Genomic DNA, 22376 nt, shown 5'->3' on the forward strand with positions numbered 1-22376 from the left:
CCCGGCGGCCCAGGGGCTCGCCAGCCGGCCGGCTGCACCCATATGCATCACGCCGCGTTGCGGGCGCGGCCCAACCAGGGTAGTCTGCCTAAATCATGAGCATTGCATTCGACAGCGGCACGACGCCCCAGCCGGGCGACGCGGGCGCCGGGCCGAGGGTCGCGCCGATCGAGCTCGGCGCCGTCCGGATCGAGACGCCGGTGATCCTCGCTCCCATGTCGGGTGTGACGGACCTGCCCTATCGCAGGCTGGCCCGCGCTCTCGGCGCGCCGATGGTGGTCAGCGAGATGATCGCCTCCCAGGCCATGGTGCGGGAGAACCGTCAGACGCTGAAGATGGCCGAGGTCGACGGCTTCGGCGGCCCGGCTTCGGTGCAACTCGCCGGCTGCGACCCGCAGACCATGGCCGAGGCCGCGCGCCTCGTCGTCGATCGCGGTGCCGCCATCGTCGACATCAATTTCGGCTGCCCGGTGAAGAAGGTCGCGGTCGGGCAGAGCGCGGGTTCGGCGCTGATGCGCGACGAGATCGCCGCCGCGCGCATCCTGGAAGCGACGGTGAAGGCCGTGTCCGTGCCGGTGACGCTGAAGATGCGCATGGGCTGGGACCACAACAACCTCAACGCGCCGCGCCTCGCGCGCATCGCCGAGGAATGCGGGATCCGCATGGTCACGGTGCATGGCCGCACCCGGCAGATGTTCTACACCGGCATCGCGGACTGGGACTTCATCCGCGGGGTGAAGGACGCGGTCTCCATCCCCGTCATCGCCAATGGCGACATCGTCACGGTCGAGAATGCCGAGGAGGCGCTGCGCCGGTCGGGTGCCGACGGCGTGATGATCGGACGCGGCTGCTACGGCCGCCCCTGGTTCCCCGCCACCGTCGCGCGGCGCCTGACCGGCGGCGACGCGGCCGAGCCGGCGCTGGTGGAGCAGAAGCGCATCCTCCTCGAACACTACGAGGACATGCTGACGCATCACGGGCGTGACCCCGGCGTGCGGCTCGCGCGCAAGCATGTCGCCTGGTACTCGAAGGGCCTGCCCGGTTCCGCCGAATTCCGCGTGCAGGTGAACCGCTGCGACACGCCCGAGGCGGTGCGCGAGCTGGTCCACGCCTTCTACGATCCGCTGATCGAACGCGGCGTCGAGGCGGTGCGCGACGCCTTCCGGGAGGCCGGTGAGGACCGGATCGCGGCATGAAGGGCGGGCTGCTGCGCCGCGTGACGGCGGTCGCGGCCCGGCCGGGGCGAACAGGCCCGGAGCCCGGGGCCGTGCTCTCGGCCATCGCGGTGCCGGTCGTGGTGCTCGATGCCGACAACCGCTTCGTCTCGGTCAATGCGGCGGCGGAGCAGTTCTTCCAGACCTCGGCGGCCTCGCTCGCGCAGCTGCGCCTGACCGACCTGCTGCCCGAGGACAGCCGGCTTTTCGCGGTCATCGCGCAGGTCCGCTACGTCGATGCGCGGGTGTCCGACCACGACCTGACGCTCGAAAGCCCGCGTCTGTCGCGCCGGGGCGTCTCGGTCCACGCTGCGCCGCTGCCCGAAATGCCGGGCGCGGTGGTCCTGACGCTGCAGGACGGGTCGACGGCGCAGATGCTGGACCGGCAACTGAATTTCCGCGGCGCGGCGCGCGGCGCCTCGGCCATGGCGGCGATGCTGGCGCATGAGGTGAAGAACCCGCTGTCGGGCATCCGCGGTGCCGCCCAGCTGATCGAGCAGAGCGCCGCCTCGGAGGGCGACCGCGAGCTTTGTCAGCTCATCCAGGACGAGGCCGACCGCATCCGCGGCCTGGTCGACCGCTTCGACATGTTCTCCGAACGGCCGGTCGAACTGGGTCCGGTGAACATCCACCGCGTCCTCGACCACGTGAAGCGGATCGCCGAGAGCGGCTTCGCATCCCATCTGCGGGTGGTGGAGGAATACGACCCCTCCTTGCCGCCGGTCTGGGGCAACCGGGACCTGCTTGTGCAGATTCTGCTCAATCTGGTGAAGAATGCGGCAGAGGCTGTCGATCCCTTGGGCGGGGAAATCGTCCTCACCACGGCCTACCACCACGGCGTGCGCATCGCCGTGCCTGGATCTTCGGACCGCGTGCACCTGCCGCTGCAGATCAGCGTGCGGGACAACGGCCCTGGAATCCCGGAGGAAATTCGCGGCACGCTTTTTGAACCCTTCGTCAGCACGAAGCGGGGGGGTCAGGGGCTCGGCCTCGCTCTTGTCGCGAAGCTGGTCGCGGACCAGGGCGGGCTGATCGAATGCGACAGCCGTCCCGGGCGGACCGTCTTCCGGCTGTCCATGCCGACGCCTCCGCCGGGAACCACTGGGACTGCGCAATGACCGATGCCCGAACCATCCTCGTCGCCGATGACGACCGCGCCATCCGGACGGTGCTGAGCCAGGCGCTCGCCCGCTCCGGCTACCAGGTGCGCGCGACCTCCTCGGCCTCCACGCTGTGGCGTTGGGTCGAGGACGGGGAGGGGGACCTCGTCATCACCGACGTGGTGATGCCGGACGAGAACGGGCTCGACCTCGTCCCGCGCATCAAGCGGGTGCGTCCCGAACTGCGCGTGGTGGTGATGAGCGCGCAGTCGACCTTCGCGACCGCGGTGAAGGCGACCCAGCGCGGCGCCTTCGAATACCTGCCCAAGCCCTTCGACCTGAAGGAACTTCTCGCGGTGGTCGAGCGCGCGCTCGCCGCGCCGGCGACGGCGGCCGTGGCGACCGAGGAAGGCGAGACCGAGAAGCTCCCGCTCGTCGGCCGGTCGCAGGCGATGCAGGAGATCTACCGGACGGTCGCGCGCCTCACGACCACCGACCTCACCGTGATGATCACGGGCGAGAGCGGCACCGGCAAGGAATTGATCTCCCGCGCGCTGCACGACTACGGCAAGCGCCGCTCGGGGCCCTTCATCGCCATCAACATGGCGGCGATCCCGCGCGAACTGATCGAGGCCGAGCTGTTCGGCCATGAACGCGGCGCCTTCACCGGCGCGCTCAACCGCGGCATCGGCCGCTTCGAGCAGGCGGCCGGCGGCACGTTGTTCCTCGACGAAATCGGCGACATGCCGCCGGAGGCCCAGACCCGCCTGCTGCGCGTGCTGCAGGAAGGCGAGTTCACAACGGTCGGTGGCCGCCAGCCGATCAAGGCCAATGTCCGCATCGTCGCCGCGACGCATCGCGACCTGCGGCAGCTGATCCGCCAGGGCCTGTTCCGCGAGGACCTGTTCTACCGGCTGAACGTCGTGCCCATCCGCCTGCCGCCGCTGCGCGAGCGGATGGAGGACATCCCGCTGCTGGCGCGCCACTTCCTCGACCGCGCCAAGGCGGCCGGGCTGCCGGGCAAGCAGTTGAGCAGCGAGGCGCTCGACGCCCTGAAGGCCCATTCCTGGCCCGGCAATGCCCGCGAGCTCGAGAACCTGATGCGCCGGCTCGCTGCGCTGTACCCGCAGGAGGTCATCGGCGCCGACGCGGTCGCGGCCGAACTGGCCGAGGCCGTCCAGCCGGCCGGCCCGGACGGCAGCGCCCAGCCTGCCACCCTGGAACAGGCGGTCGAGCGTCACCTGCAGACCTTCATGGCGGCCCACAAGGACGGGCTGCCGGTCCGCGACCTTTATGAGCGGGTCCTGGCGGAAGTGGAGCGCCCTCTGCTCCGACTCGCACTCGGTGCTACAAGGGGCAACCAGATCAAGGCCGCTGCCATGCTCGGGCTGAACCGCAACACGCTGCGCAAGAAGATCCGCGAGCTCGAGCTGCCGGTCGTGCGCGGCCTGACCTGACCGATGCGCGGGCCCTGACATGGCGGGCCTGTTCCGCCGGAGCGGCGGTCCCCGCCGCACGGTTCCCCCCCAGGCCGAGGCGGCCGGCGAGGCGCCGGCCCCCCGCAAGCTGTCGCGGCGCATTACGGATGCGCTGCTGGGCGGTGCCGCGACGATCGCACTGGCGCTGGTCGCCCTCGGGCTTGGCATTGCGACCTTCGCCGTGCTGTCGGGCGGCACGCCGCTGGGGCCGACCAGCCCGGGGCAGGTCGTCGGCATCGTACTGGCGAACCTGGTGGTGCTGCTGCTGCTTGCCGCCTCGGTCATCGCGCGCTTCGTGCGGATGTGGGCGGAACGGCGGGAAGGGTCCGCCGGATCGCGCCTGCATGTGCGCCTGGTCTTGCTGTTCGGCGTTGTCGCGGTCGGACCGTCGATCCTGGTGGCCGGCTTCGCCGCCGTGTTCTTCAACCTCGGCATCCAGGCCTGGTTCAGCGACCGGGTGCGGGACACGCTGGAGGCCTCGCTGGTCGCCTCGCGCGCCTATCTCGAGGAACACCGCAACACCATCCGGGCCGATATCCTCGCCATCGCGAACGACCTCAACCGCGCGGCGCCGGTGCTGCTGCCCGACAACGGGCTCGCCTTCGCGCGGCTGCTCGCGACCCATACCGCGATCCGCGGGCTGACCGAATCCCTGGTGGTGGAACCGACGCTGGGGCAGGTGGTGGCCTCGGCCGGGCTGACCACCGGCTCGGTCATCGATGCCCCGCCCTCCTGGGCGCTGGAACAGGCGCGCGCCGGGGAAGTCGTCGTCCTGCCCGGGGAAGGCGGGGAAGGCCGCGTCCGGGCGATGGTGCAACTGAACATCCCGCCCGGCCTGTTGCTGGTGATCAGCCGCCCGGTCGATCCCGGCGTGCTCGAGCACATGCGCAAGACCGAGCTCGCCTTCCAGGAATACGACCGGCTTGATCAGAACCGGGGCGACCTGCAGATCACCTTCGTGGTGATCTTCGCGATCGCGACGCTGCTGGTTCTGCTGGGCGCGGTGCTGCTCGGCCTGCTGATCGCGAACCGCATCGCGCGTCCGATCTCGCGCCTGATCACGGCGGCGGAACGGGTGCGCACGGGCGACCTGTCGACGCGCGTGCATGAGGGCAAGGCGGATGACGAGGTCGCGAGCCTCTCGCGCGCCTTCAACCGCATGACGAGCCAGCTCTCGGCCCAGCGTTCGGAACTGATGGAGGCCTATCGCCAGATCGACGAGCGGCGGCGCTTCACCGAGACGGTGCTCTCGGGTGTCACCGCGGGCGTCATCGGCCTCGATGCCGAAGGGCGGGTGAACCTGCCGAACCGCTCGGCCTCGGGGCTGCTCGGCGTCGACCTGGATGCCGCGATCGGGCTGCCGCTCGCCGGCGTCGCGCCGGAATTCGCCCCGCTGATCGAGGCCGCCCGCGCCCAGCCGGAGCGCGCCCATACGGACGAGATCCGCAGCGGTCCGCCGTCGGCCCGGCGGACGCTGATCGCGCGCCTCGGCGCCGAGATGCAGGGCGGCCGCGTCGAGGGCTATGTCCTGACCTTCGACGACATCACCGAACTGCTCTCGGCGCAGCGCAAGGCGGCCTGGGCCGATGTCGCGCGGCGCATCGCGCATGAGATCAAGAACCCGCTCACGCCCATCCAGCTGAGCGCGGAACGGCTTAAGCGCCGCTACCTCAAGCAGATCCAGGACGATCCCGACACCTTCCGGCAATGCACCGACACCATCGTCCGCCAGGTCGGCGACATCGGGCGGATGGTGGACGAGTTCTCGGCCTTCGCGCGCATGCCCCAGCCCGTGATCCGGCCGGAGGACGTGAACCAGTTGCTGCGGGAGGCGCTGGTGCTGCAACGCGACGCGCATCCCGAGATCGACTACGTCACGCGCTTCGCCGACCCGGCGCCGCGGGTGCCCTGCGACCGCCGGCTGATCGGCCAGGCGCTGACCAACCTGCTGCAGAACGCCGCCGACGCCGTCGCCATGCGTGCCGCCGAGGGGGCCTGCCGGATCGAGGCGGCCATCGACGCCACCGCGGATCATGTCACCATCTCCGTCACCGACGACGGAGTCGGCCTGCCGACGGAGGAGGACCGGGACCGGCTGACCGAGCCCTATGTCACTCATAAGCCGAAGGGCACGGGGCTTGGCCTTGCCATCGTGAAGAAGATCATGGAGGACCATGGGGGGCGGCTGGTGCTGGAGGACCGTGAAGACGGCCCCGGCGCGCGGGTCACCCTGATCCTGCCGGTTCGGGAGGCCGGCGAGGGCGCGTCCGATTCGACCAGGACCGCCGAGGGAGCGAAGGTTGCGCATGGCGCATGAGATCCTGATCGTCGACGACGAGCCGGACATCCGGGCGCTGATCGAGGGCATCCTCTCGGACGAGGGCTACGAGACGCGCCAGGCGCACAACTCGGACACCGCCATCGCGGCGTTCCGGCAGCGTCGGCCGTCGCTCGTCATCCTCGACATCTGGCTGCAGAATTCCCGCCTCGACGGCCTCGGCATCCTGCAGGCGCTGCATGTCGAGGAACCGCAGGTGCCGGTCGTGATGATCTCCGGGCACGGCACGATCGAGACCGCGGTCCAGGCGATCCAGGAAGGCGCCTACGACTTCATCGAGAAGCCCTTCAAGTCCGACCGGCTGCTGCTGATCGTCGCGCGCGCGCTGGAAGCCGCGCGGCTGCGGCGGGAGAACAGCGAGCTGCGCCTGCGCGCCGGGCCCGAGACGGACCTGGTGGGAAGCTCCTCTCCGCTTGCGCAGCTGCGCGGGGCGATCGAGAAGGTCGCGCCCACCGGATCGCGCGTGCTGATCACCGGGCCGGCCGGCGCGGGCAAGGAAGTCGCCGCGCGCATGATCCATGCCCGATCCCGCCGCGCGGACGGGCCCTTCGTGGTGCTCAACTGCGCGACGCTGAACCCCGCGCGCTTCGAGGAGGAGCTGTTCGGCATCGAGGCGGGCCAGGATCCGCTCGCCCAGCCGCGCCGCGCCGGCGTGCTGGAGCGCGCCCATGGCGGCACGCTGCTGCTCGACGAGATCGCCGACATGCCGCTCGAGACCCAGGGCAAGATCGTGCGCGCGCTGCAGGAACAGGGCTTCGAGCGCATCGGCGGCGGCACGCGAGTCAAGGTCGATGTGCGCGTGCTGTCCACCACCAACCGGGACCTGCAGGCCGAGATCGCCGCCGGGCGCTTCCGGGAGGACCTGTTCTACCGCCTCGCCGTCGTGCCGCTGCGCGTGCCGTCCCTGCGCGAGCGGCGCGAGGACGTGCCGGTGCTCGCGCGGCACTTCATGAGGCGCTCGGCCGAGACGACGGGCATGGCATCGCGCGACCTGTCCGAGGACGCGCTGGCCGCCATGCAGGCCTATGACTGGCCGGGCAATGTGCGTGAGCTGCGCAACCTGATCGACTGGCTGCTGATCATGGCGCCGGGCGAGGCGAAGGAAACGATCCGCCCGGACATGCTGCCGCCCCAGGTGGGCGCGGCGGCGCCGGCGGTGCTGAAGCTCGACCGGTCGAGTGAGATCATGACCCTGCCGCTGCGCGAGGCGCGGGAACTGTTCGAACGCCAGTACCTCGAGGCGCAGCTGCTGCGCTTCGGCGGCAACATCAGCCGTACCGCGAACTTCGTCGGCATGGAGCGCAGCGCGCTGCACCGCAAGCTCAAGTTCCTCGGCGTCCAGGCCGAGGACCGGGCGAACCCGCCGGGTTCCGTCGGCAACGCCTGAAGGACGACACATGTCCCGCATCGCCTATGTGAACGGCCGCTACCTGCCGCAGCCCGAGGCGGCGGTGAACATCGAGGACCGCGGCTACCAGTTCGGCGACGGCATCTACGAGGTGGTGCACCTCTACGATGGCCGCTTCGTCGACGAGGACCTGCACCTCGACCGGCTGGAACGCTCGCTGCGCGAGATCGCGCTGCCCATGCCGATGGCCCGGGCCGCGCTGCGCCAGGTGCTGCGGGAAGTGGCGCGGCGGAACCGCGTCACCGAGGGGCTGCTCTACATGCAGGTGACGCGCGGCGTCGCGCGGCGGGAACACGCCTTCCCGGCGAAGCCCGTGCCGCCGGCGCTGGTGGTCACGATCAAGCGCATCCCGCCCTATCCGGCCACCGTCGACCGCTGGGGAGCCGCGGCGATCACCCAGCCCGACCTGCGCTGGGCGCGCTGCGACATCAAGACCGTGAACCTGCTGCCGAACTGCCTCGCCCGCCAGGCGGCGAAGGAGCAGGGGGCGATCGAGGCGGTGCTGTTCGACCCCGAGACCGGCATGGTCACCGAAGGGGCCGCGACGTCCTTCTGGATCGTGGACGAGCACGGCACGATCCGCGTGCGGCACCTCGACCACGCGATCCTGCCGGGCTGCACGCGCGCGGCGCTGATCGCGGAACTGCAGCAGGCCGGGATCCCTTTCGAGACGCGGGCCTTCTCGCTCGAGGAGATGCGCCGTGCGCGGGAGGCCTTCCTGACCTCGGCAACCTCCTTCGTGAAGCCGATCGTGAAGATCGACGGCGCGCCGGTCGGCGACGGCCAGGTCGGGCCCGTCGTCAGGCAGCTCTTCGAGATCTTCGCGCGGCACGTGAAGGGCGGGCTGAAGAACGCCGCGTGAGCGAACCGGCCGCCATCGTCCGCGCCTTCTATGCCGAGCTCTGGGAAAAGGGCGACATCGGGCAGTTGCCCGTTCTGATGCACGAGGACGTCGCCTTCCAGGGGACCTTCGGGCAGGTGATGCGCGGCCTCGATGCCTTCGAGGCCTATGTCCGCAGCGTGCGCGAGGCCTTCTCGGTCTATCGCTGCGAGGTTCGCGACCTGGTCGCCGAGGAGGGCAAGGTCGCCGCGCGGGTCGGCTTCTCGGGCACGCACGATGCCGGGCCCTTCCTCGGCCACCCGCCGAGCGGGCGGCACCTCGCCTGGGAGGGCGTGGGCTTCTTCACGCTGGAGGACGGGCGGATCCGGCACCTCTGGGTGATGGGCGACATGCTCGGGCTGACGGGCCAGTTGCAGGCATGACCCGGCCTGCGGCGATCCTGTGGGACTGGGACAACACGCTGGTCGACGGATGGGCGGCGATCGAGGCCGGGCTGAACGCGGCCTTCCGGGCCTTCGGCCTGCCGGAGTGGGACCGGGCGCAGGTCCTCGGCAATGTCCGCAAATCGCTGCGCGAATCCTTCCCGCCGCTGTTCGGCCCGGACTGGGAACGCGCGCGGGACATCTTCTATGCCGAGGTCCGGGCCCGGCACCTCGAGGTCGTGGCCCCGATGCCCGGCGCGGCGGCGGCCATCCTCGCTGCAGGGCGGGTCGCGCCGCAGGGCGTTGTGTCCAACAAGCAGGGGCCGCTGCTGCGCGCCGAGGCGGCGCATCTCGGCTGGGCCGTGCATTTCGGCACGCTGGTCGGCGCCGGGGATGCAGCGCGCGACAAGCCCGACGCGGCGCCGATCCTGATGGCGCTGGACGCCCTCGGCGTGCAGGCCTCGCCCGCGGTCTGGTACGTGGGCGACACCGCGCTCGACATGCAGGCGGCGCGCGCAGCGGGGTGCCGGGCGGTGCTGCTGGGCGATGCCTCGCACGATGGCGGCGTCGCAGCCGCGCGGCCGGATGCGGTCTTCGCAGACGGCCATGCGCTCGAAGCGCACCTCCTTTCCCTTGCCATTCCCTGACGCCCGGACAACACTCCGCCCGCCGGCGGCCGGAAATGGTTTTCGCCGGTCCGCAGACCGGTCGGTGACCGGCAAGAAGAAGGACCGGTCCAATGGCCGCCGAGAAGTCCCAGAACGTGCAGGACGTGTTCCTGAACCACGTTCGCAAATCCAAGACCCCCGTCACGATCTTCCTGGTGAATGGCGTGAAGCTGCAGGGGATCATTACGTGGTTCGACAACTTCTCGGTGCTGCTGCGCCGGGACGGCCACACCCAGCTGGTCTACAAGCATGCGATCAGCACCGTCATGCCCGGCGCGCCGATCATGCTGTTCGACGCGACCGCCCAGGCCGGTGCCCAGCCGGCCGGCGCCCCGACCGCCGGCGCCCCGGTGTCCGAGACCCGCATGACGCTGACGCGTGAGGTGACCCCTGGCGGCGGAAGCTGAGGCCCGCGACGGCCGCCCCACCCGCGCGGCCGTCATCCTGCCCTATGAGCGGAGCAACCGCGTCGCCATCGGCGACGCGGGCGGCCAGCGTGCGGCCGAGGCGCGACTCGCGGAAGCGGTAGGCCTCGCCGCCTCGATCGGCGTCACGATCGTCCATGAGGCGGTACACCCCCTGCGGGAGCGCCGCCCGGCGACGTTGCTTGGCGAGGGGCAGGTCGAGATCGTCGGCCGGGCGCTGAAGGACCAGGATGCCGGCCTCGTCGTCGTAGACGCGTCGCTGACGCCGGTGCAGCAGCGCAACCTCGAACGCGCCTGGGGCTGCAAGGTCATCGACCGCACGGGCCTGATCCTCGAGATCTTCGGCGAGCGTGCGCGCACCAAGGAAGGCGCGCTGCAGGTCGAACTCGCGCATCTGGAATACCAGCGCACCCGCCTCGTCCGGTCCTGGACCCACCTCGAGCGGCAGCGGGGCGGCTTCGGCTTCCTCGGCGGCCCGGGCGAATCCCAGATCGAGATCGACCGGCGCCTGATCGGCGACCGCATCGTCAAGCTGAAGCGGGAGCTGGACCAGGTGCGGCGCACCCGCGGCCTGCACCGCAAGGCGCGCGAGCGCGTGCCGTTCCCGGTCGTCGCGCTGGTCGGCTACACCAATGCCGGCAAGTCGACGCTGTTCAACGCGCTGACCGGCGCAGGCGTCTACGCGCAGGACCAGTTGTTCGCGACGCTCGACCCGACCATGCGGGCGATCCGGCTGCCCTCGGGGCGGACGGTCATCCTGTCGGACACCGTCGGCTTCATCTCCGACCTGCCGACGCAACTGGTCGAGGCCTTCCGCGCGACGCTCGAGGAAGTGGCGGCCGCCGACATCATCCTGCATGTGCGCGACATCGCGCATCCGGACAGTGCGGCGCAGCGCGCCGACGTGCTCGGCGTGATGCAGGAGATGGCCGAGGGTCCGCACGCGACGCTCGAGGAAGGCTGGGAAGGCCGCGTGGTCGAGGTGCTGAACAAGGCCGATCTGCTCGGCGGCATCGAGGCGGTGCAGCGGCGCGTGCCGGATGCGGTGCCGGTCTCGGCGCTGACGGGCGAGGGGCTCGAGGATCTGCGCCGGGCGATCGATGTGCGCATCTCGGCCGGCATGGAGACGATCGAGGTAAAGGTACCGACCAGCGACGGTGCGCGCCTGGCTTGGCTGTACCAGCACGGGGAGGTGCTCGCCCGCACCGACGGGGAGGAGCAGATCCGGCTGACCGTGCGCCTGTCCCCCGCCGACCGCGCGCGGTTCGAGGACCGGTCGTGATCACCGCCACCCAGGCGACCGAGGTCGCCACCCTGCTGCGCACCGCGGCGCGGGCGGAGATCCTGCCGCGTTTCCGCCGGCTGGCGCAGGGCCAGGTGCGGGCGAAGTCGGGGCCGCTCGACCTGGTGACCGACGCGGACGAGGCAGCAGAGAAGGTCATCGCCGCCGGCCTCGCGCGCATGTTCCCCGGCGCGGCCATCGTCGGCGAGGAGGCGGCGGCGGCGGATGAGGGGGTGCTCGACCGCCTGGCTGGGGCGGACCTAGCCTTCGTGGTCGATCCGGTGGATGGGACGGCGAACTTCGCCTCCGGCACGCCGCTGTTCGGGTCGATGGCGGCGGCGGTGCATCGCGGGGAAGTGGTTGCGGCCTGGATCCATGATCCGCTCGGCGACGACACCGCGATGGCGCTGCGCGGGGAGGGGGCGTGGATCGCGGATGCCGAGGGGCGGCACATGACTGACCTGCGCGTCGCCGCGCCGGTCTCGGTCGATCGCATGGTGGGCGCGATTTCCTGGTCCTACCTGAAGGAGCCGCTGCGGTCCCGCGTCGCGTCGCGCCTGGCGCGCTTCGCAGGCATCGTCGGGTTCCGCTGCGCGGCGCACGAATACCGCCTGACGGCGGGCGGACATGCACATCTGCAACTCTACAACCGGCTGATGCCCTGGGATCACCTGCCGGGCTGGCTGATCCACCGCGAGGCCGGTGGCTACTCCGCGCGCTTCGACGGCAGCGCCTACCTGCCGACGCATCGCGACGGCGGGCTGATCTGCGCGCCCGACCGCGCATCCTGGGAAGCCGCACACGAGGCCCTGCTCGCGCCGTGAGCGACGAGGACGAGGATGGCGAGGAAGGTCCGCCGGGCCTTCCCCCGGGCACGCCCTTCTACATGACGCCGGCCGGCGCCGCGGCGCTGCGCGAGGAACTGCGCGCGCTGTGGGAGGATGAGCGGCCGAAGGTGGTGGAGATCGTCTCCTGGGCGGCATCGCTCGGCGACCGGTCGGAGAATGCCGACTACCAGTACGGCAAGCGCAGGCTGCGGCAGATCGACGGGCGGGTGCGGTTCCTGCGCAAGCGGCTCGAGCGGGTGCAGGTGGTCGACCCAGCGGCGCAGGCGCGGCGCGATCAGGTGTTCTTTGGCGCGACCGTGACCTATGCGCGGCTGTCCGACGATGCCGAGGTGACGATCCGCATCGTCGGCGTGGATGAGGCGGATGCGGAGAAGGGGGATATCTCCTGGGTCGCGCCGGTGGCGCGCGCGCTGCTGGGCGCGCGGGTGGGGGATGTGCGGAAGGTGAGGACGCCGGCGGGGAGCGACGAAGTCGAGGTTGTCGAGGTCCGCTACCCCGCAGCCTGAGGGCTGCCCCGATGGGCGGCCCCGACAGGTCGTGGTGCTGTTGCCGGATTCAGTGGAACGGGTCGGAGTACTGGTTCTCGAACATCTGGGTGAGCTGGTCGATCGTCGGGCAGACGTGATCGTCGCTCCAGGTGTTCTCGGTCTCGAGCTCGTTCAGGAAGGCTAGGTCGTCCTTGAGCTCCAGCGCAGCAGCCGGGCGATTGGCGTTGCTCGTGTCTGCGCCGAACACGTCACGGACCGCGTTGATCACCTCATCCGTCGTCAGGAAATAATGGAAGGCGTCCGCCTGGTCCTCGGCCACGCCGGAGTTGAGCAGCGCGGCGGTAGCATGCCGATAGAGAGCCTGGACGCTGTCCGCATTCCCGTTGGTGCTCAGCGCCTGGAGCAGCGTGATGTCGGAGTCGATGGTCTTGGTGGCGCCCTTCTGCGTGTAGACGAAATCGAAGGTGTCCTTGGTGCCATTGATGCCGCTGAAGGCCTCGGCGAAGGTCACGGTGTTCATGATGTCCGCGAAGCTGATGCCGGGCTTCTTGTCCCAGCCGCCGTCGGCGAACTGGCTGATCCAGCTGAGGAAGTCGCTGTCCATCTCGACCTTGGACCAGTTCTGCGGCTGTTTCCAGAAGCCGGGGGTGAGACCCTCGAAGCAGGTTTCCGGGTGGTTCGCGAAGTCGAGGCCCGTCTGGTCGTTGCCCGACGTTGCGTCGATCACGTAACCGTTGCTGCCGAGCGTCGCGACGTAACCGTCAGGAACGATCTCGCGAACCGTCGCTCCGTCGTACGTCCAGTCGAGGTCGGTGAAGGACCAACTTCCGTCACTCGCCGTGACGGTCTGCAACTCTCCTGAGTCGAGCAGGCTGTTGTTGTTCAGGTCGATGTAGATCGTGATGCCGCCAAGGCCGCTGTCGCCAGTTGTCAGCCCATCGCCGTTGGCATCGGTGTACTTGGTGCCGGAGATGTCGAAGAGCTCGAAGTTGGCGAAGTTGTTGCCGGTGCTGTCGTTGCCGGAGGTGGCGTTGATCAGGTAGCCGTCCCCGCCATAGGTCTGGGTCCAGCCGCCTTCGCCCTCCTCGCGGACGAAGTACTTGGCGCTGCCGGCGAGCGGGCCGAGGCCCTCGAAGGACCAGGCACCGGTCGTCTCGTCGGTCTCGGTGCTGTCGAGCAGGGAGAGTTCGCTCTCGTCGACGTCGCCGCCGAGATCGGTGTCGATCCAGGAGTACAGGCCGATGGTGAAGGTCTGCCCCGGGGTGCCGGCGGGATCGCCGCTGATCGAGCCGTCGCCGGTCACGTCGGTGTACTTGGTGCCGGAGATGTCGAAGAGCTCGAAGTTGGCGAAGTTGTTGCCGGTGCTGTCGTTGCCGGAGGTGGCGTTGATCAGGTAGCCGTCCCCGCCATAGGTCTGGGTCCAGCCGCCTTCGCCCTCCTCGCGGACGAAGTACTTGGCGCTGCCGGCGAGCGGGCCGAGGCCCTCGAAGGACCAGGCACCGGTCGTCTCGTCGGTCTCGGTGCTGTCGAGCAGGGAGAGTTCGCTCTCGTCGACGTCGCCGCCGAGATCGGTGTCGATCCAGGAGTACAGGCCGATGGTGAAGGTCTGCCCCGGGGTGCCGGCGGGATCGCCGCTGATCGAGCCGTCGCCGTTGGTGTCGGTGTACTTCAGGCCGGAGATCGAGATGTTCTTGAAGTTGCCGAAGTCGTTGTTGGTGTCGTTGACGCCCGAGGTCGGGTCGGTGACGTAGCCGTCGGTGCCGACGGTCTGGGTCCAGCCGGTCTCACCGGCCTCGGCGACGTAGTACTTCTGCAGGCCGGCGAGCGGGCCGAGGTTGCCGAAGGCCCAGGCGCCGGTGGTGGCGTCGGTCTCGGTGGTGCTGACGAAGGTCAGCGCCTCGCCAGCGTCGCGCACGCCGTCATCGTCGGCATCGGTGAAGGTGTAGAGGTTGATGGTGAAGGTCTGGCCTGGCGTGCCCGGGCTGTCGCCGCTGAGCGAGCCGTCACCGTTGGTGTCGGTGTACTTCAGGCCGGAGATCGAGATGTTCTTGAAGTTGCCGAAGTCGTTGTTGGTGTCGTTGACGCCCGAGGTCGGGTCGGTGACGTAGCCGTCGGTGCCGACGGTCTGGGTCCAGCCGGTCTCACCGGCCTCGGCGACGTAGTACTTCTGCAGGCCGGCGAGCGGGCCGAGGTTGCCGAAGGCCCAGGCGCCGGTGGTGGCGTCGGTCTCGGTGGTGCTGACGAAGGTCAGCGCCTCGCCAGCGTCGCGCACGCCGTCATCGTCGGCATCGGTGAAGGTGTAGAGGTTGATGGTGAAGGTCTGGCCTGGCGTGCCCGGGCTGTCGCCGCTGAGCGAGCCGTCACCGTTGGTGTCGGTGTACTTCAGGCCGGAGATCGAGATATTCTTGAAGTTGCCGAAGTTCATCACCTCGGTAACGCCAAAGTCCCCGATCGGCAGTTGAAGATTGTTGAGGCCCTGACCCGCGGGGTTCGTGATCGTCACCTGCGTCTTGCCGTCAGTCCCTACATCGGGACCGTCGTAGGTGTTCGTCCAGCCCAGCTGAACCGTCTCCCCGACAGTGATCGTGACAGAATTCTTGTCCTCGGGAAGCACGAAGATCGGGATCTCGTAGTAGCCCGTCGCATCGGTGTAGACGGCGCCGTCCCAGGTTCCGTCGTTGTCGTAGTCGACAAGGATTTCCCAACCCTCGAGCCCGTGCTCGCCCGCGTCCCAGGCACCGTTGCCGTTGCTGTCCTCCCACTTATAGCCCGAGATGACAACGTCCGCAGTTTTCGAAACCGACCACTCCTCGAAGCCATCGTTCGTGGCGTACGCGCCGCCGGTCGAACCGAACTCCGAGTAGAGATAGACGTAGTTGAAGATCGACGTATTGATCAGATCGACGTTCGCCCCGGCGCCGCCCGCGACGCCATCGGCGCCGTAGACCAGTTCCACCGGGACATAGAAGTACATGTCAGACTTGCCGCTGCCCGGCTCGAGATTGTAGTTGAGGTAGATCGTGTTGTTCGCGCCGGCGTCGAGATTGTAGACGAGTTGCGCGGCGCTCCCGAAGGCATCTCCCGCATGTAGCGGGTCGGTGTTGAAGTTGTTCAGCGTGGCGGAATTGCCAAGGTACAATTGAAGGCGGTCCAGCGACAGGAGCGGGCTGTTGCTCAGCTGATTGATGTCGAGGCGGAACTCGAAGAACTTGCCCGTCCCGGCGATGGCGTCGGGATCGACGATCGGCACGGCGCTGAGTTCAAGCGACTTGGTGAAGCTCGGCGACGTGTTGATGTCGGACAGCGTATTGCCGTTGCTGTCCTCGATCGGACGGTCATCGGTGTTGAAGCCGTCCTCGGTTCCACCGTTCTGCAACCTGACGAAAGCCTCGATCAGCCCCGTCCCAGCCGAAGACACGGCGCCGGACTGCACGAAATACGCACCGTTCGCGGTCCCCGATGAGCCGTCCGTCGTAAGGTCGATCACCGCATCGGTGAAGACCGCCGCCGTCGATGCGCCAAAGACGTCGTCCGACGTCCCGAGAATGCCATCCTGACCACTGGCCGTTTCCGTGGCTGTCAGAACGAATGTCTGGTTCGCGGAATCATCGGGGTTCACATACCAGGACGTGACGATCGTCCCGTTCGCCAACCCGTCGAGATCACCCTCGCCGCCATCGGTGACGGTCCAGGTCTCATGCCCGGCGCCGCCAAGATCCAGAACTTCGTCATCCGATGTGCCATAGAGCCCGTCCAGACCCGCGCCCGCGACGTGCTGGACGTTCATCGTCAGCGTCGTGCCGATCGTCAGGCCGTCGGCAGTGATGATCGCCGTCGAACCCGGCGCGTAGTCGTTCTGGTCGGTGAGGAGGCGAAAGGTGGTTCCGGACATCGGGGGGGCTCCGTCCGCTTCGTGTTCTTGGCGCTTGCCCATGACGCGCCGTGAACTTCTCGCCGGTTCGCTCAAGGCTGCGTGACGGGATGAGGCAATGTCGCGGGGCAAGGGCGCCATGGATGCCCGCGAGAGTCACGTAATGGTGACTGTCGTGACACTCGAAATGATAGTGGCGCCACAGCCATTCGTTACATGGATGTGATTGAACTTCTCAGAAAGGACGAAACTGGAATTCGTGCACGCGTCAGGATTGTCAGAATGCATTATGGAACGCGCAATGCGAATTTTATCCCCACGCGTACAACTAACAGGTTTTATCAAAATCTATGTCTGATCCAGAATCTGAAAAAGACGAAGGGTGGTCTCCCCGATTTGGAATATCGAATGCCAGCGCATTCAAATCTAAACCTATCGGCTGTGATCAACGTATATCTTTCTATTTCAGGGAGAATTGCGCGATCCGTCTTGCCGGCGCCTCGCGCCCGGCGCGCGCGTGATCGGGCATCGAGCGTGGCCTTCCACGGGACGTGCCGAGGGATCCTCTGACGAAATCGCGAGAACATGCCCGCTGGGCCCAACGCCCGTCCGCGAACGCTTGGTTCTAGGCGGGCAAATGCCGCTCTGTCCGGCGGTCCGCCGCCACGGCTGTCGGCACGGAGACCGCCCGTCGCCCGTCGCCCCGTTTTCGCGGCGACGCCCCGCTGCCCGCCGACCGTCGTCGGAACGCAGCCTGCAACGGCCTATCGATCCCGAAATGCATTCCTGCGCCGATGAGCATGGCGCCCGCCAGGCACAACACCGCGCCCGCCATGCCGAGAGGCATCCCGACACGCGCGACGAACGCGGCGATCAGCGTCATGGTCGCGAAATGGGTCAGGTAGACCGAGTACGACATGTTGCCGACACCCACGAGGAAGCCGGGCGCCCTGCTGCCGCAGCGGCGCTCCAGCGATGTCGAGGCCAGCAGCATGGTGCCGGCAGCGATGTCGAGCAGCCCGATCGGCACGCCATGGGTGTCGCGCTCGCCGATCCCTTCCCAGATGATATTCGCGAGGAACAGACCCGCCGAAGCCACGAAGGCCGCGCGCAGGAGGCCGAGCGGCCCTCCGCGCTCCAACCTCTCGCCCAACAGTGCAAAAACGACGCCGATGCCGAGGCCGAGGCTGCGCGGATGAAGATAGCCGGGAGCCTTCGACGGGCCGACGGGATGGCCTGCGATCCACAGCACCAGGATCAGTCCCTGCCACGCCACGATGGCCCCGATGCCGAGGCGCCGTTTGAACAGCGCGAGCGCGACGAGCGCGTAGAAGAGCGCCTCGTAGACGAGGAACCAGCTGACGTTGACCAGCGGCGGCATGTCCTGCGGCAGCAGCAGGAAACTGGCCACCAGGCGCCAGGGCTCGAGCTTCGCCGCCTTGTCGGCCCCGCCAAACCCCAGCAGGTAGAGCGATAGCGCGACGACGGAGACGATCCAGAAGGCGGGCAGCAGCCGCCGCGCCCGTTGCTTCAGGAAATCCGCAGGGGAGACCTTCCGGGCGCCGTCACGCAGGTAGAGCCGCCCCATGACGTAGCCGCTGAGCACGAAGAGAAGGTCGACGCCGCGCGCGCCGCCATGCCCGAGCCCCCAGAACGGCGGCTCGGCGCCGCGTGCGACGAGCACGTCGTCGAGGTGATAGAAGAGCACGAGCAGGCTGGCGAAGCCGCGCAGCGCATCGAGCGAGGTCAGACGCTGCGGCGAAACGGCCGCGCTCGCGTTCCATTCCTTCGGCACGTTCCGGAGCATCCTCGGCCTGCGAGACCCCGTCATCATAAGCGATCACGAAGCCTTGTCCGGTCGCAGGCCGGGAAAACATGTCGACGCATCCGATTGCAGGCCGCCCGCGCAGACTCGCGCGGATGGCGATGCGCGTCAGAGGGCGGCGCGCAGTCGGAGCATCACGACGTTCTCGTCGTATTCCTGCAGGCCCCCGGTTGCCGAGACGCGGTCGACGTAGCGGTACTCGAGCGACAGAGCGAGGTTGCGGTTCATCAGCCAAGTGGCCTGGGCGCCGAAGATCAGGTCCGTCGCGCGCTGCGTCGGCTGCTGGTACTCCTGTCCGCCGATGCCCGCCCAGCCCGAGATGATGACGTTCCGCAGCAATTCGTGGTCGGCGCGGATCTGCGCGTAGTTGCTGACGTAGCTGGCCGTTGTGTTGCGGATCGACTCCTGGATCGAACGGCTTGCGGTGAAGTTCAGCGTCGTCAGCGCTGTCGCGTTCCAGGTCACGTTCGCCTCGACCGCCGGTGTGCCGAGCGACTTGAACTGCGGCCCGTCGTAATCTCGCCAAGCGTAGCCGATGGCGATCCGCGCGGCCCAGACGCCGTCGAAATCGTAGCGGAAGCCGGCGAGCGCCGCCCATGTCTGGCTGTCGCGGTCGCTCGAGGCGGAATCCTGGTACTTCAGGTCCTGGTACCGGATGCCGAGCGTGATGCTGCGCCCCTGGACGAACTCGTAGCCCGTATCGAGCCGCAGGGTGAGCGCGTCATAGTCGTAGACCGAGACGTTGCCCCCGGGGCCGGGGACATTGTCGTAGCGGTACATGGCATAGGTCGCCGACATGCCGAGCGTGACGCGGTTGAAGCGCGTCGTCCCGCCGACGTCGAACTGGTCGACGTTGTAGGGAACAGGCTCGGCGAGGCCGGCCTGCTGTACGTCGACGCTCTGCGGGGCAAGGTGGAGGCGCGAATGCGTGTAGGCCGCGTTCACCGAGGTGTCGCCGCCGAAGTCGTAGCGGCCGAAGGCGGAGGCGTTCCAGTCCGTCCAATCGAAATTGCCCTCGTTGAAGTAGGTGCGGTTCACGATGCCCGCGCGCACGCCCAACTGATGCACGGTCCAGTCGCTGACCAGGCTGGCGCGCGCGCCTTCCTCGACGAAGCCGTCGCCCAGCTTGTTGGTCGAGGTGCCGAGCAGGTTGTCGTCGTAGCCGACACCCGCGAAGGCCGCGGCATCGAGCCGGAAACTGCCGATCCGCACGCCAACCGGGTCCACTTCCGGCCGGGAGCGGTCCATCACGGTCTGGCCGCGGTCGGGCACGACCCGGATGTCCTCCTGCGCCAGGGCCCCGCCGGCGCAGACCGGGAGCATCGCCATCGAGATGCCGATCCCCCCGGCGGCGCGCTTGAACGGTCGGGGCGCCTGCATCTTCGTCCTACCCTGGTGCATGAATGTTTCCCGCTGGCCCCGCCCGGTGGGACAGGGTGTTCTTCACCATTGGCGCAACATTGGCATCCGTAGCAGCGGCAGGACCAGCCTCCGATGCGGGGTGCAGAAAAAGACTCGCGCGAGTGCCGCTTCCGGGCACGCTCTCGATGCGCAGCAGGCCGCCGGAACGCTCCGCGAACTCGCGCGCCATGGCGAGGCCGAGGCCCGTCCCGCGCCCGCGGGGCTTGGTGGTGAAGAACGGCTCCATGGCCCGCTCCAGCACCTCGGGGTCCATCCCCACGCCGGTATCGGCGACGACGATTCGGACCCACTCGCCGCCGGGCAGGTCCGGGGCGGCGGTCGACGCCTCTGGCGCGCCGACCATCGTCGCCGAGATGGAGAGCACGCCGTGGCCGGCTTCGGCCATCGCGTCGCGCGAATTGGTCGCGAGGTTGATCAGCATCGCCTCGAGGTCGCCGGGCTCGGCAAGCACCCGCGGCAGTTGCGGCGATACGTCCACCCGGACGGTGTAGGCCTCGCCCAGCAATTCCTGCATGACGTCGGCCAGTTCGCCGAGCAGCGGCCGGATGTCGGTCGGCTCCGGCGGCTGCTCGGCGCCGCGGGCGAGGGCAAGGAGGTCCCGTGCGCCGACGGCCCCGCGCCGCGCCGCGGCCCTCGCGCGTTCGACCAGGCGCAGCGTGGCGGCCCGGTCGTCGAGGGATCCCGGAATGGAGCGGAGATAGAGCTCCACCGCCTGCAGCACGTTGCCCATGTCATGCGCGACGCCGGCGGTCAGGCGCCCCAGGGTCTCCAGGTTCTGGCGCTCGGCCAACGCATGGATGGCCGCCTCGTGGTCGCGCTTCGCGCGTTCGAGGGCGTCGGCGATGCGGCGCCGCTCATGGGCCCCGTGCGCTATCAGCACGACGGCCGCGCCGATGCCGGCCGAGAGCAGCCCGACGAGCCAGGGCCAGGCGCGTGGCCCGGGGGCAGGGTCGACCGGCACGGCGGCGAAGGCGACGAGGCGCGTCCCGGGCACCGGCGTCCAGGCCACGGCCGTCATCGTCCCGCCCTGCTCCGCCTCGACCAGGGCGTGGGCTGCGCCGGGGCCTTTCGCCCGGGACGCAAGGGCGCGCTCGGCGGCGCGCAGGTCGGGCTCGGCGCCGCCTATGGGCAGCAGGCGCGACGACGCTGGATCCGCAAGACCGACAGCCGCCTGCGGCATGCCATCGATGGCGCGCAGCGGCATGCGGACGGTGCCGACGAACTGACCGGCGTCGGGGGAGGGGGGTTCCGGAACGCGTTCCTCGACCACGAGCCGCAGGCCGCCCCGGGCGCGTTCGGCCGTGACGCCGCGGGGCGCCGCAGTCGGCCCCTCGGGAGAGACGCGTCGCATCACGAGCTCTGCCTCAGAACCCTCGGCGCCCGTCCGCGCCGGGTCGCCGCCCTGCGCCGCCGCTGCGCGCAGGGCAGCGCGGGCATTGTCGAGGGTTATGGAAACGGAGAGCACGGCCCTGGCCGAGAGGCGTTCCGCCTGGAGCAGCGCCGCGCCGCGGGCGGCCTGCGCGGGGTCGCCGAAGGCCAGGCGGGCCATGACCGGCACGGCCGCCGCCGCGATCAGCGCCGCTGCCACACAGGCAGCATGCCACGCCCAGCCGTGACCGTGGCGCGGGGCTCTCGGGCGGCGGATCATGGCGCCGGTCGCGCGCGGTCGCGCGATCCCGCGCCGGATGCATCGCGTCCGTCGGGCAGGTCGGTGGGCCTGGTCATCGCTCCGAACGGCACGGAGAGTGTCCAGTTATCGCGTCATGGTTGATAAAGACGCGGATTTATCAATCATTTTGGCAAGTCCCCTTGCCCCCGCCCAAAAAATGGCACGCCGGACTTGCTATTGACAAGTCTTCACGCTTATTGGGTTGCCAGATAACTTATCCAAAGCAAAGCCTGGTCCGAAACTTGGTGCCATTCAGTGAAATCGGGTGATCCAAAGTTCGAGAAGTGAGGCATTCGACATGAATACAACTACTCGAATACATATAGTCGACGATGACTCTGAGATCTGCGAGTCGATGGCCTGCCTGCTCGCGCAAAACGGGTATGAGGTCCATCGCTACGCATCGGCGGACGAGTTCCTGGCCGCGCCCGAGAGCACCCCGGCGCGCGCCGAGCCCATGCTCGTCATCAGCGACGTCCGCATGCCCGGCCGCAGCGGCGTGGGCATGCTGCGGATCCTGCGTGAGCGCGCCGCGGCGAGCGGCGCGTCCCTCGCCGTGATCCTCCTCTCCGGCCACGCGACGGTTCCGCTCGCCGTCGAGGCCATGCGCGCGGGTGCGGTCCATTTCCTCGAGAAGCCGGTCGATGCCGACACCCTGCTCGATACGGTCGCCGCCGCTTGCCGGCAGTTCACGCCAGCGCCGCAGGATGCGGCCGCGCGTGCGCGCCTGAACGCCCTGACGCCGCGCGAGCGCGAGGTGCTCGCGGCTTTCGTCGCGCGCGGGTCGAACAAGGCCGTCGCGAATGCACTTCACATGAGCCCGCGCACGGTGGAGGTGCACCGCACGCGCATCTTCAGGAAGTCCGGCGCGACCTGCGTGACGGAGCTGGTGCGCATCGCGATCGAGGCCGGCGTCGTCGATCAGGCGGCCCAACCGCCGCAAGCATGATCACGGCGACTGTGAGCGCGATCACGTTGCTTCCGGGTTAGGGGTTTTCCGTATGGCAGTGCACAAAATCGACTCGTAACGTCTCTGTGTTCGAGGCCATCCACGCCACCCCCCAGCGCGGAGAATGC

17 protein-coding genes are annotated in these 22376 nt (G+C 68.9%); 13 read left to right on the top strand and 4 right to left on the bottom strand.

The window, feature by feature from the left end:
• The first annotated feature begins 95 nt into the window (after positions 1-95).
• The 12 genes from dusB (at position 96) to greB (ending at position 12530) form a co-directional block, all read left to right on the top strand.
• A complete protein-coding gene (gene dusB, locus GWK15_RS01675; protein ID WP_168038431.1) occupies positions 96-1196 on the top strand; it encodes a tRNA dihydrouridine synthase DusB in 1101 nt (366 codons plus the stop codon).
• Positions 1193-2332: a two-component system sensor histidine kinase NtrB gene (locus tag GWK15_RS01680; protein ID WP_168038433.1), complete on the top strand. Its 1140-nt coding sequence runs from the start codon at positions 1193-1195 to the stop codon at positions 2330-2332. Before dusB ends, GWK15_RS01680 begins: the two co-directional genes overlap by 4 nt.
• Positions 2329-3771, top strand: coding sequence for a nitrogen regulation protein NR(I) (ntrC, locus tag GWK15_RS01685; RefSeq protein ID WP_168038436.1), 1443 nt, complete (start codon positions 2329-2331; stop codon positions 3769-3771). The genes GWK15_RS01680 and ntrC overlap by 4 nt, the downstream gene beginning before the upstream one ends.
• A gap of 19 nt (positions 3772-3790) precedes the next feature.
• Positions 3791-6109 carry a sensor histidine kinase NtrY-like gene (locus GWK15_RS01690; RefSeq protein ID WP_168038438.1) on the top strand — a complete coding sequence of 773 codons (2319 nt, stop codon included), beginning with the start codon at positions 3791-3793 and terminating at the stop codon, positions 6107-6109.
• Positions 6099-7517, top strand: coding sequence for a nitrogen assimilation response regulator NtrX (gene ntrX, locus GWK15_RS01695; protein WP_168038440.1), 1419 nt, complete (start codon positions 6099-6101; stop codon positions 7515-7517). Before GWK15_RS01690 ends, ntrX begins: the two co-directional genes overlap by 11 nt.
• A gap of 10 nt (positions 7518-7527) precedes the next feature.
• Positions 7528-8400 carry a D-amino-acid transaminase gene (locus tag GWK15_RS01700; protein WP_168038442.1) on the top strand — a complete coding sequence of 291 codons (873 nt, stop codon included), beginning with the start codon at positions 7528-7530 and terminating at the stop codon, positions 8398-8400.
• Complete coding sequence (locus GWK15_RS01705) at positions 8397-8801, top strand: ester cyclase (protein ID WP_168038444.1); 405 nt, start codon at positions 8397-8399, stop codon at positions 8799-8801. The genes GWK15_RS01700 and GWK15_RS01705 overlap by 4 nt, the downstream gene beginning before the upstream one ends.
• On the top strand, positions 8798-9448 hold the full coding sequence (locus GWK15_RS01710) for an HAD family hydrolase (RefSeq protein ID WP_168038446.1): 651 nt from the start codon (positions 8798-8800) through the stop codon (positions 9446-9448). The genes GWK15_RS01705 and GWK15_RS01710 overlap by 4 nt, the downstream gene beginning before the upstream one ends.
• A gap of 92 nt (positions 9449-9540) precedes the next feature.
• Positions 9541-9876 (top strand): RNA chaperone Hfq, encoded by a 336-nt coding sequence (gene hfq, locus GWK15_RS01715; protein ID WP_168038448.1) that lies wholly within the window; start codon positions 9541-9543, stop codon positions 9874-9876.
• A complete protein-coding gene (gene hflX, locus GWK15_RS01720) occupies positions 9860-11176 on the top strand; it encodes a GTPase HflX (RefSeq protein ID WP_168040195.1) in 1317 nt (438 codons plus the stop codon). Before hfq ends, hflX begins: the two co-directional genes overlap by 17 nt.
• Entirely contained in the window at positions 11173-12000 is an 828-nt protein-coding gene (locus GWK15_RS01725; RefSeq protein ID WP_168038450.1) for an inositol monophosphatase family protein, read from the top strand. The genes hflX and GWK15_RS01725 overlap by 4 nt, the downstream gene beginning before the upstream one ends.
• Positions 11997-12530, top strand: a complete 534-nt coding sequence (gene greB / locus GWK15_RS01730) for a transcription elongation factor GreB (RefSeq protein ID WP_168038452.1) — start codon at positions 11997-11999, stop codon at positions 12528-12530. Before GWK15_RS01725 ends, greB begins: the two co-directional genes overlap by 4 nt.
• Before the next feature lie 49 nt (positions 12531-12579).
• Here greB and GWK15_RS01735 read toward each other — a convergent pair whose 3' ends face one another.
• From GWK15_RS01735 to GWK15_RS26490, 4 genes are all read right to left on the bottom strand, one after another.
• A complete protein-coding gene (locus GWK15_RS01735) occupies positions 12580-16404 on the bottom strand; it encodes a beta strand repeat-containing protein (protein WP_168038454.1) in 3825 nt (1274 codons plus the stop codon).
• Positions 16405-17008: 604 nt separating this feature from the next.
• Positions 17009-18178 (bottom strand): acyltransferase family protein, encoded by a 1170-nt coding sequence (locus GWK15_RS01740; protein WP_168038456.1) that lies wholly within the window; start codon positions 18176-18178, stop codon positions 17009-17011.
• 138 nt (positions 18179-18316) lie between these two features.
• Positions 18317-19588 (bottom strand): outer membrane beta-barrel protein, encoded by a 1272-nt coding sequence (locus tag GWK15_RS01745; RefSeq protein ID WP_168038457.1) that lies wholly within the window; start codon positions 19586-19588, stop codon positions 18317-18319.
• A 7-nt stretch (positions 19589-19595) separates the two neighbouring features.
• Positions 19596-21218 (bottom strand): ATP-binding protein, encoded by a 1623-nt coding sequence (locus GWK15_RS26490; RefSeq protein ID WP_168038458.1) that lies wholly within the window; start codon positions 21216-21218, stop codon positions 19596-19598.
• Positions 21219-21564: 346 nt separating this feature from the next.
• On the opposite strand from GWK15_RS26490, the gene GWK15_RS01755 reads away from it, so the two are divergent.
• Positions 21565-22248 carry a response regulator gene (locus GWK15_RS01755; protein ID WP_168038460.1) on the top strand — a complete coding sequence of 228 codons (684 nt, stop codon included), beginning with the start codon at positions 21565-21567 and terminating at the stop codon, positions 22246-22248.
• Positions 22249-22376 lie beyond the last annotated feature (128 nt).

Origin of the sequence: Neoroseomonas oryzicola, assembly GCF_012163135.1 — a bacterium.
GTDB lineage: Bacteria > Pseudomonadota > Alphaproteobacteria > Acetobacterales > Acetobacteraceae > Neoroseomonas > Neoroseomonas oryzicola.

Bases quoted from the DNA above. Each gene is read 5' to 3' on its own strand.
- dusB (WP_168038431.1), top strand. From the start codon at position 96: ATGAGCATTGCATTCGACAGCGGCACGACGCCCCAGCCGGGCGACGCG.
- GWK15_RS01680 (WP_168038433.1), top strand. From the start codon at position 1,193: ATGAAGGGCGGGCTGCTGCGCCGCGTGACGGCGGTCGCGGCCCGGCCG.
- ntrC (WP_168038436.1), top strand. From the start codon at position 2,329: ATGACCGATGCCCGAACCATCCTCGTCGCCGATGACGACCGCGCCATC.
- GWK15_RS01690 (WP_168038438.1), top strand. From the start codon at position 3,791: ATGGCGGGCCTGTTCCGCCGGAGCGGCGGTCCCCGCCGCACGGTTCCC.
- ntrX (WP_168038440.1), top strand. From the start codon at position 6,099: ATGGCGCATGAGATCCTGATCGTCGACGACGAGCCGGACATCCGGGCG.
- GWK15_RS01700 (WP_168038442.1), top strand. From the start codon at position 7,528: ATGTCCCGCATCGCCTATGTGAACGGCCGCTACCTGCCGCAGCCCGAG.
- GWK15_RS01710 (WP_168038446.1), top strand. From the start codon at position 8,798: ATGACCCGGCCTGCGGCGATCCTGTGGGACTGGGACAACACGCTGGTC.
- hfq (WP_168038448.1), top strand. From the start codon at position 9,541: ATGGCCGCCGAGAAGTCCCAGAACGTGCAGGACGTGTTCCTGAACCAC.
- GWK15_RS01735 (WP_168038454.1), bottom strand. From the start codon at position 16,404: ATGTCCGGAACCACCTTTCGCCTCCTCACCGACCAGAACGACTACGCG.
- GWK15_RS01745 (WP_168038457.1), bottom strand. From the start codon at position 19,588: ATGCAGGCGCCCCGACCGTTCAAGCGCGCCGCCGGGGGGATCGGCATC.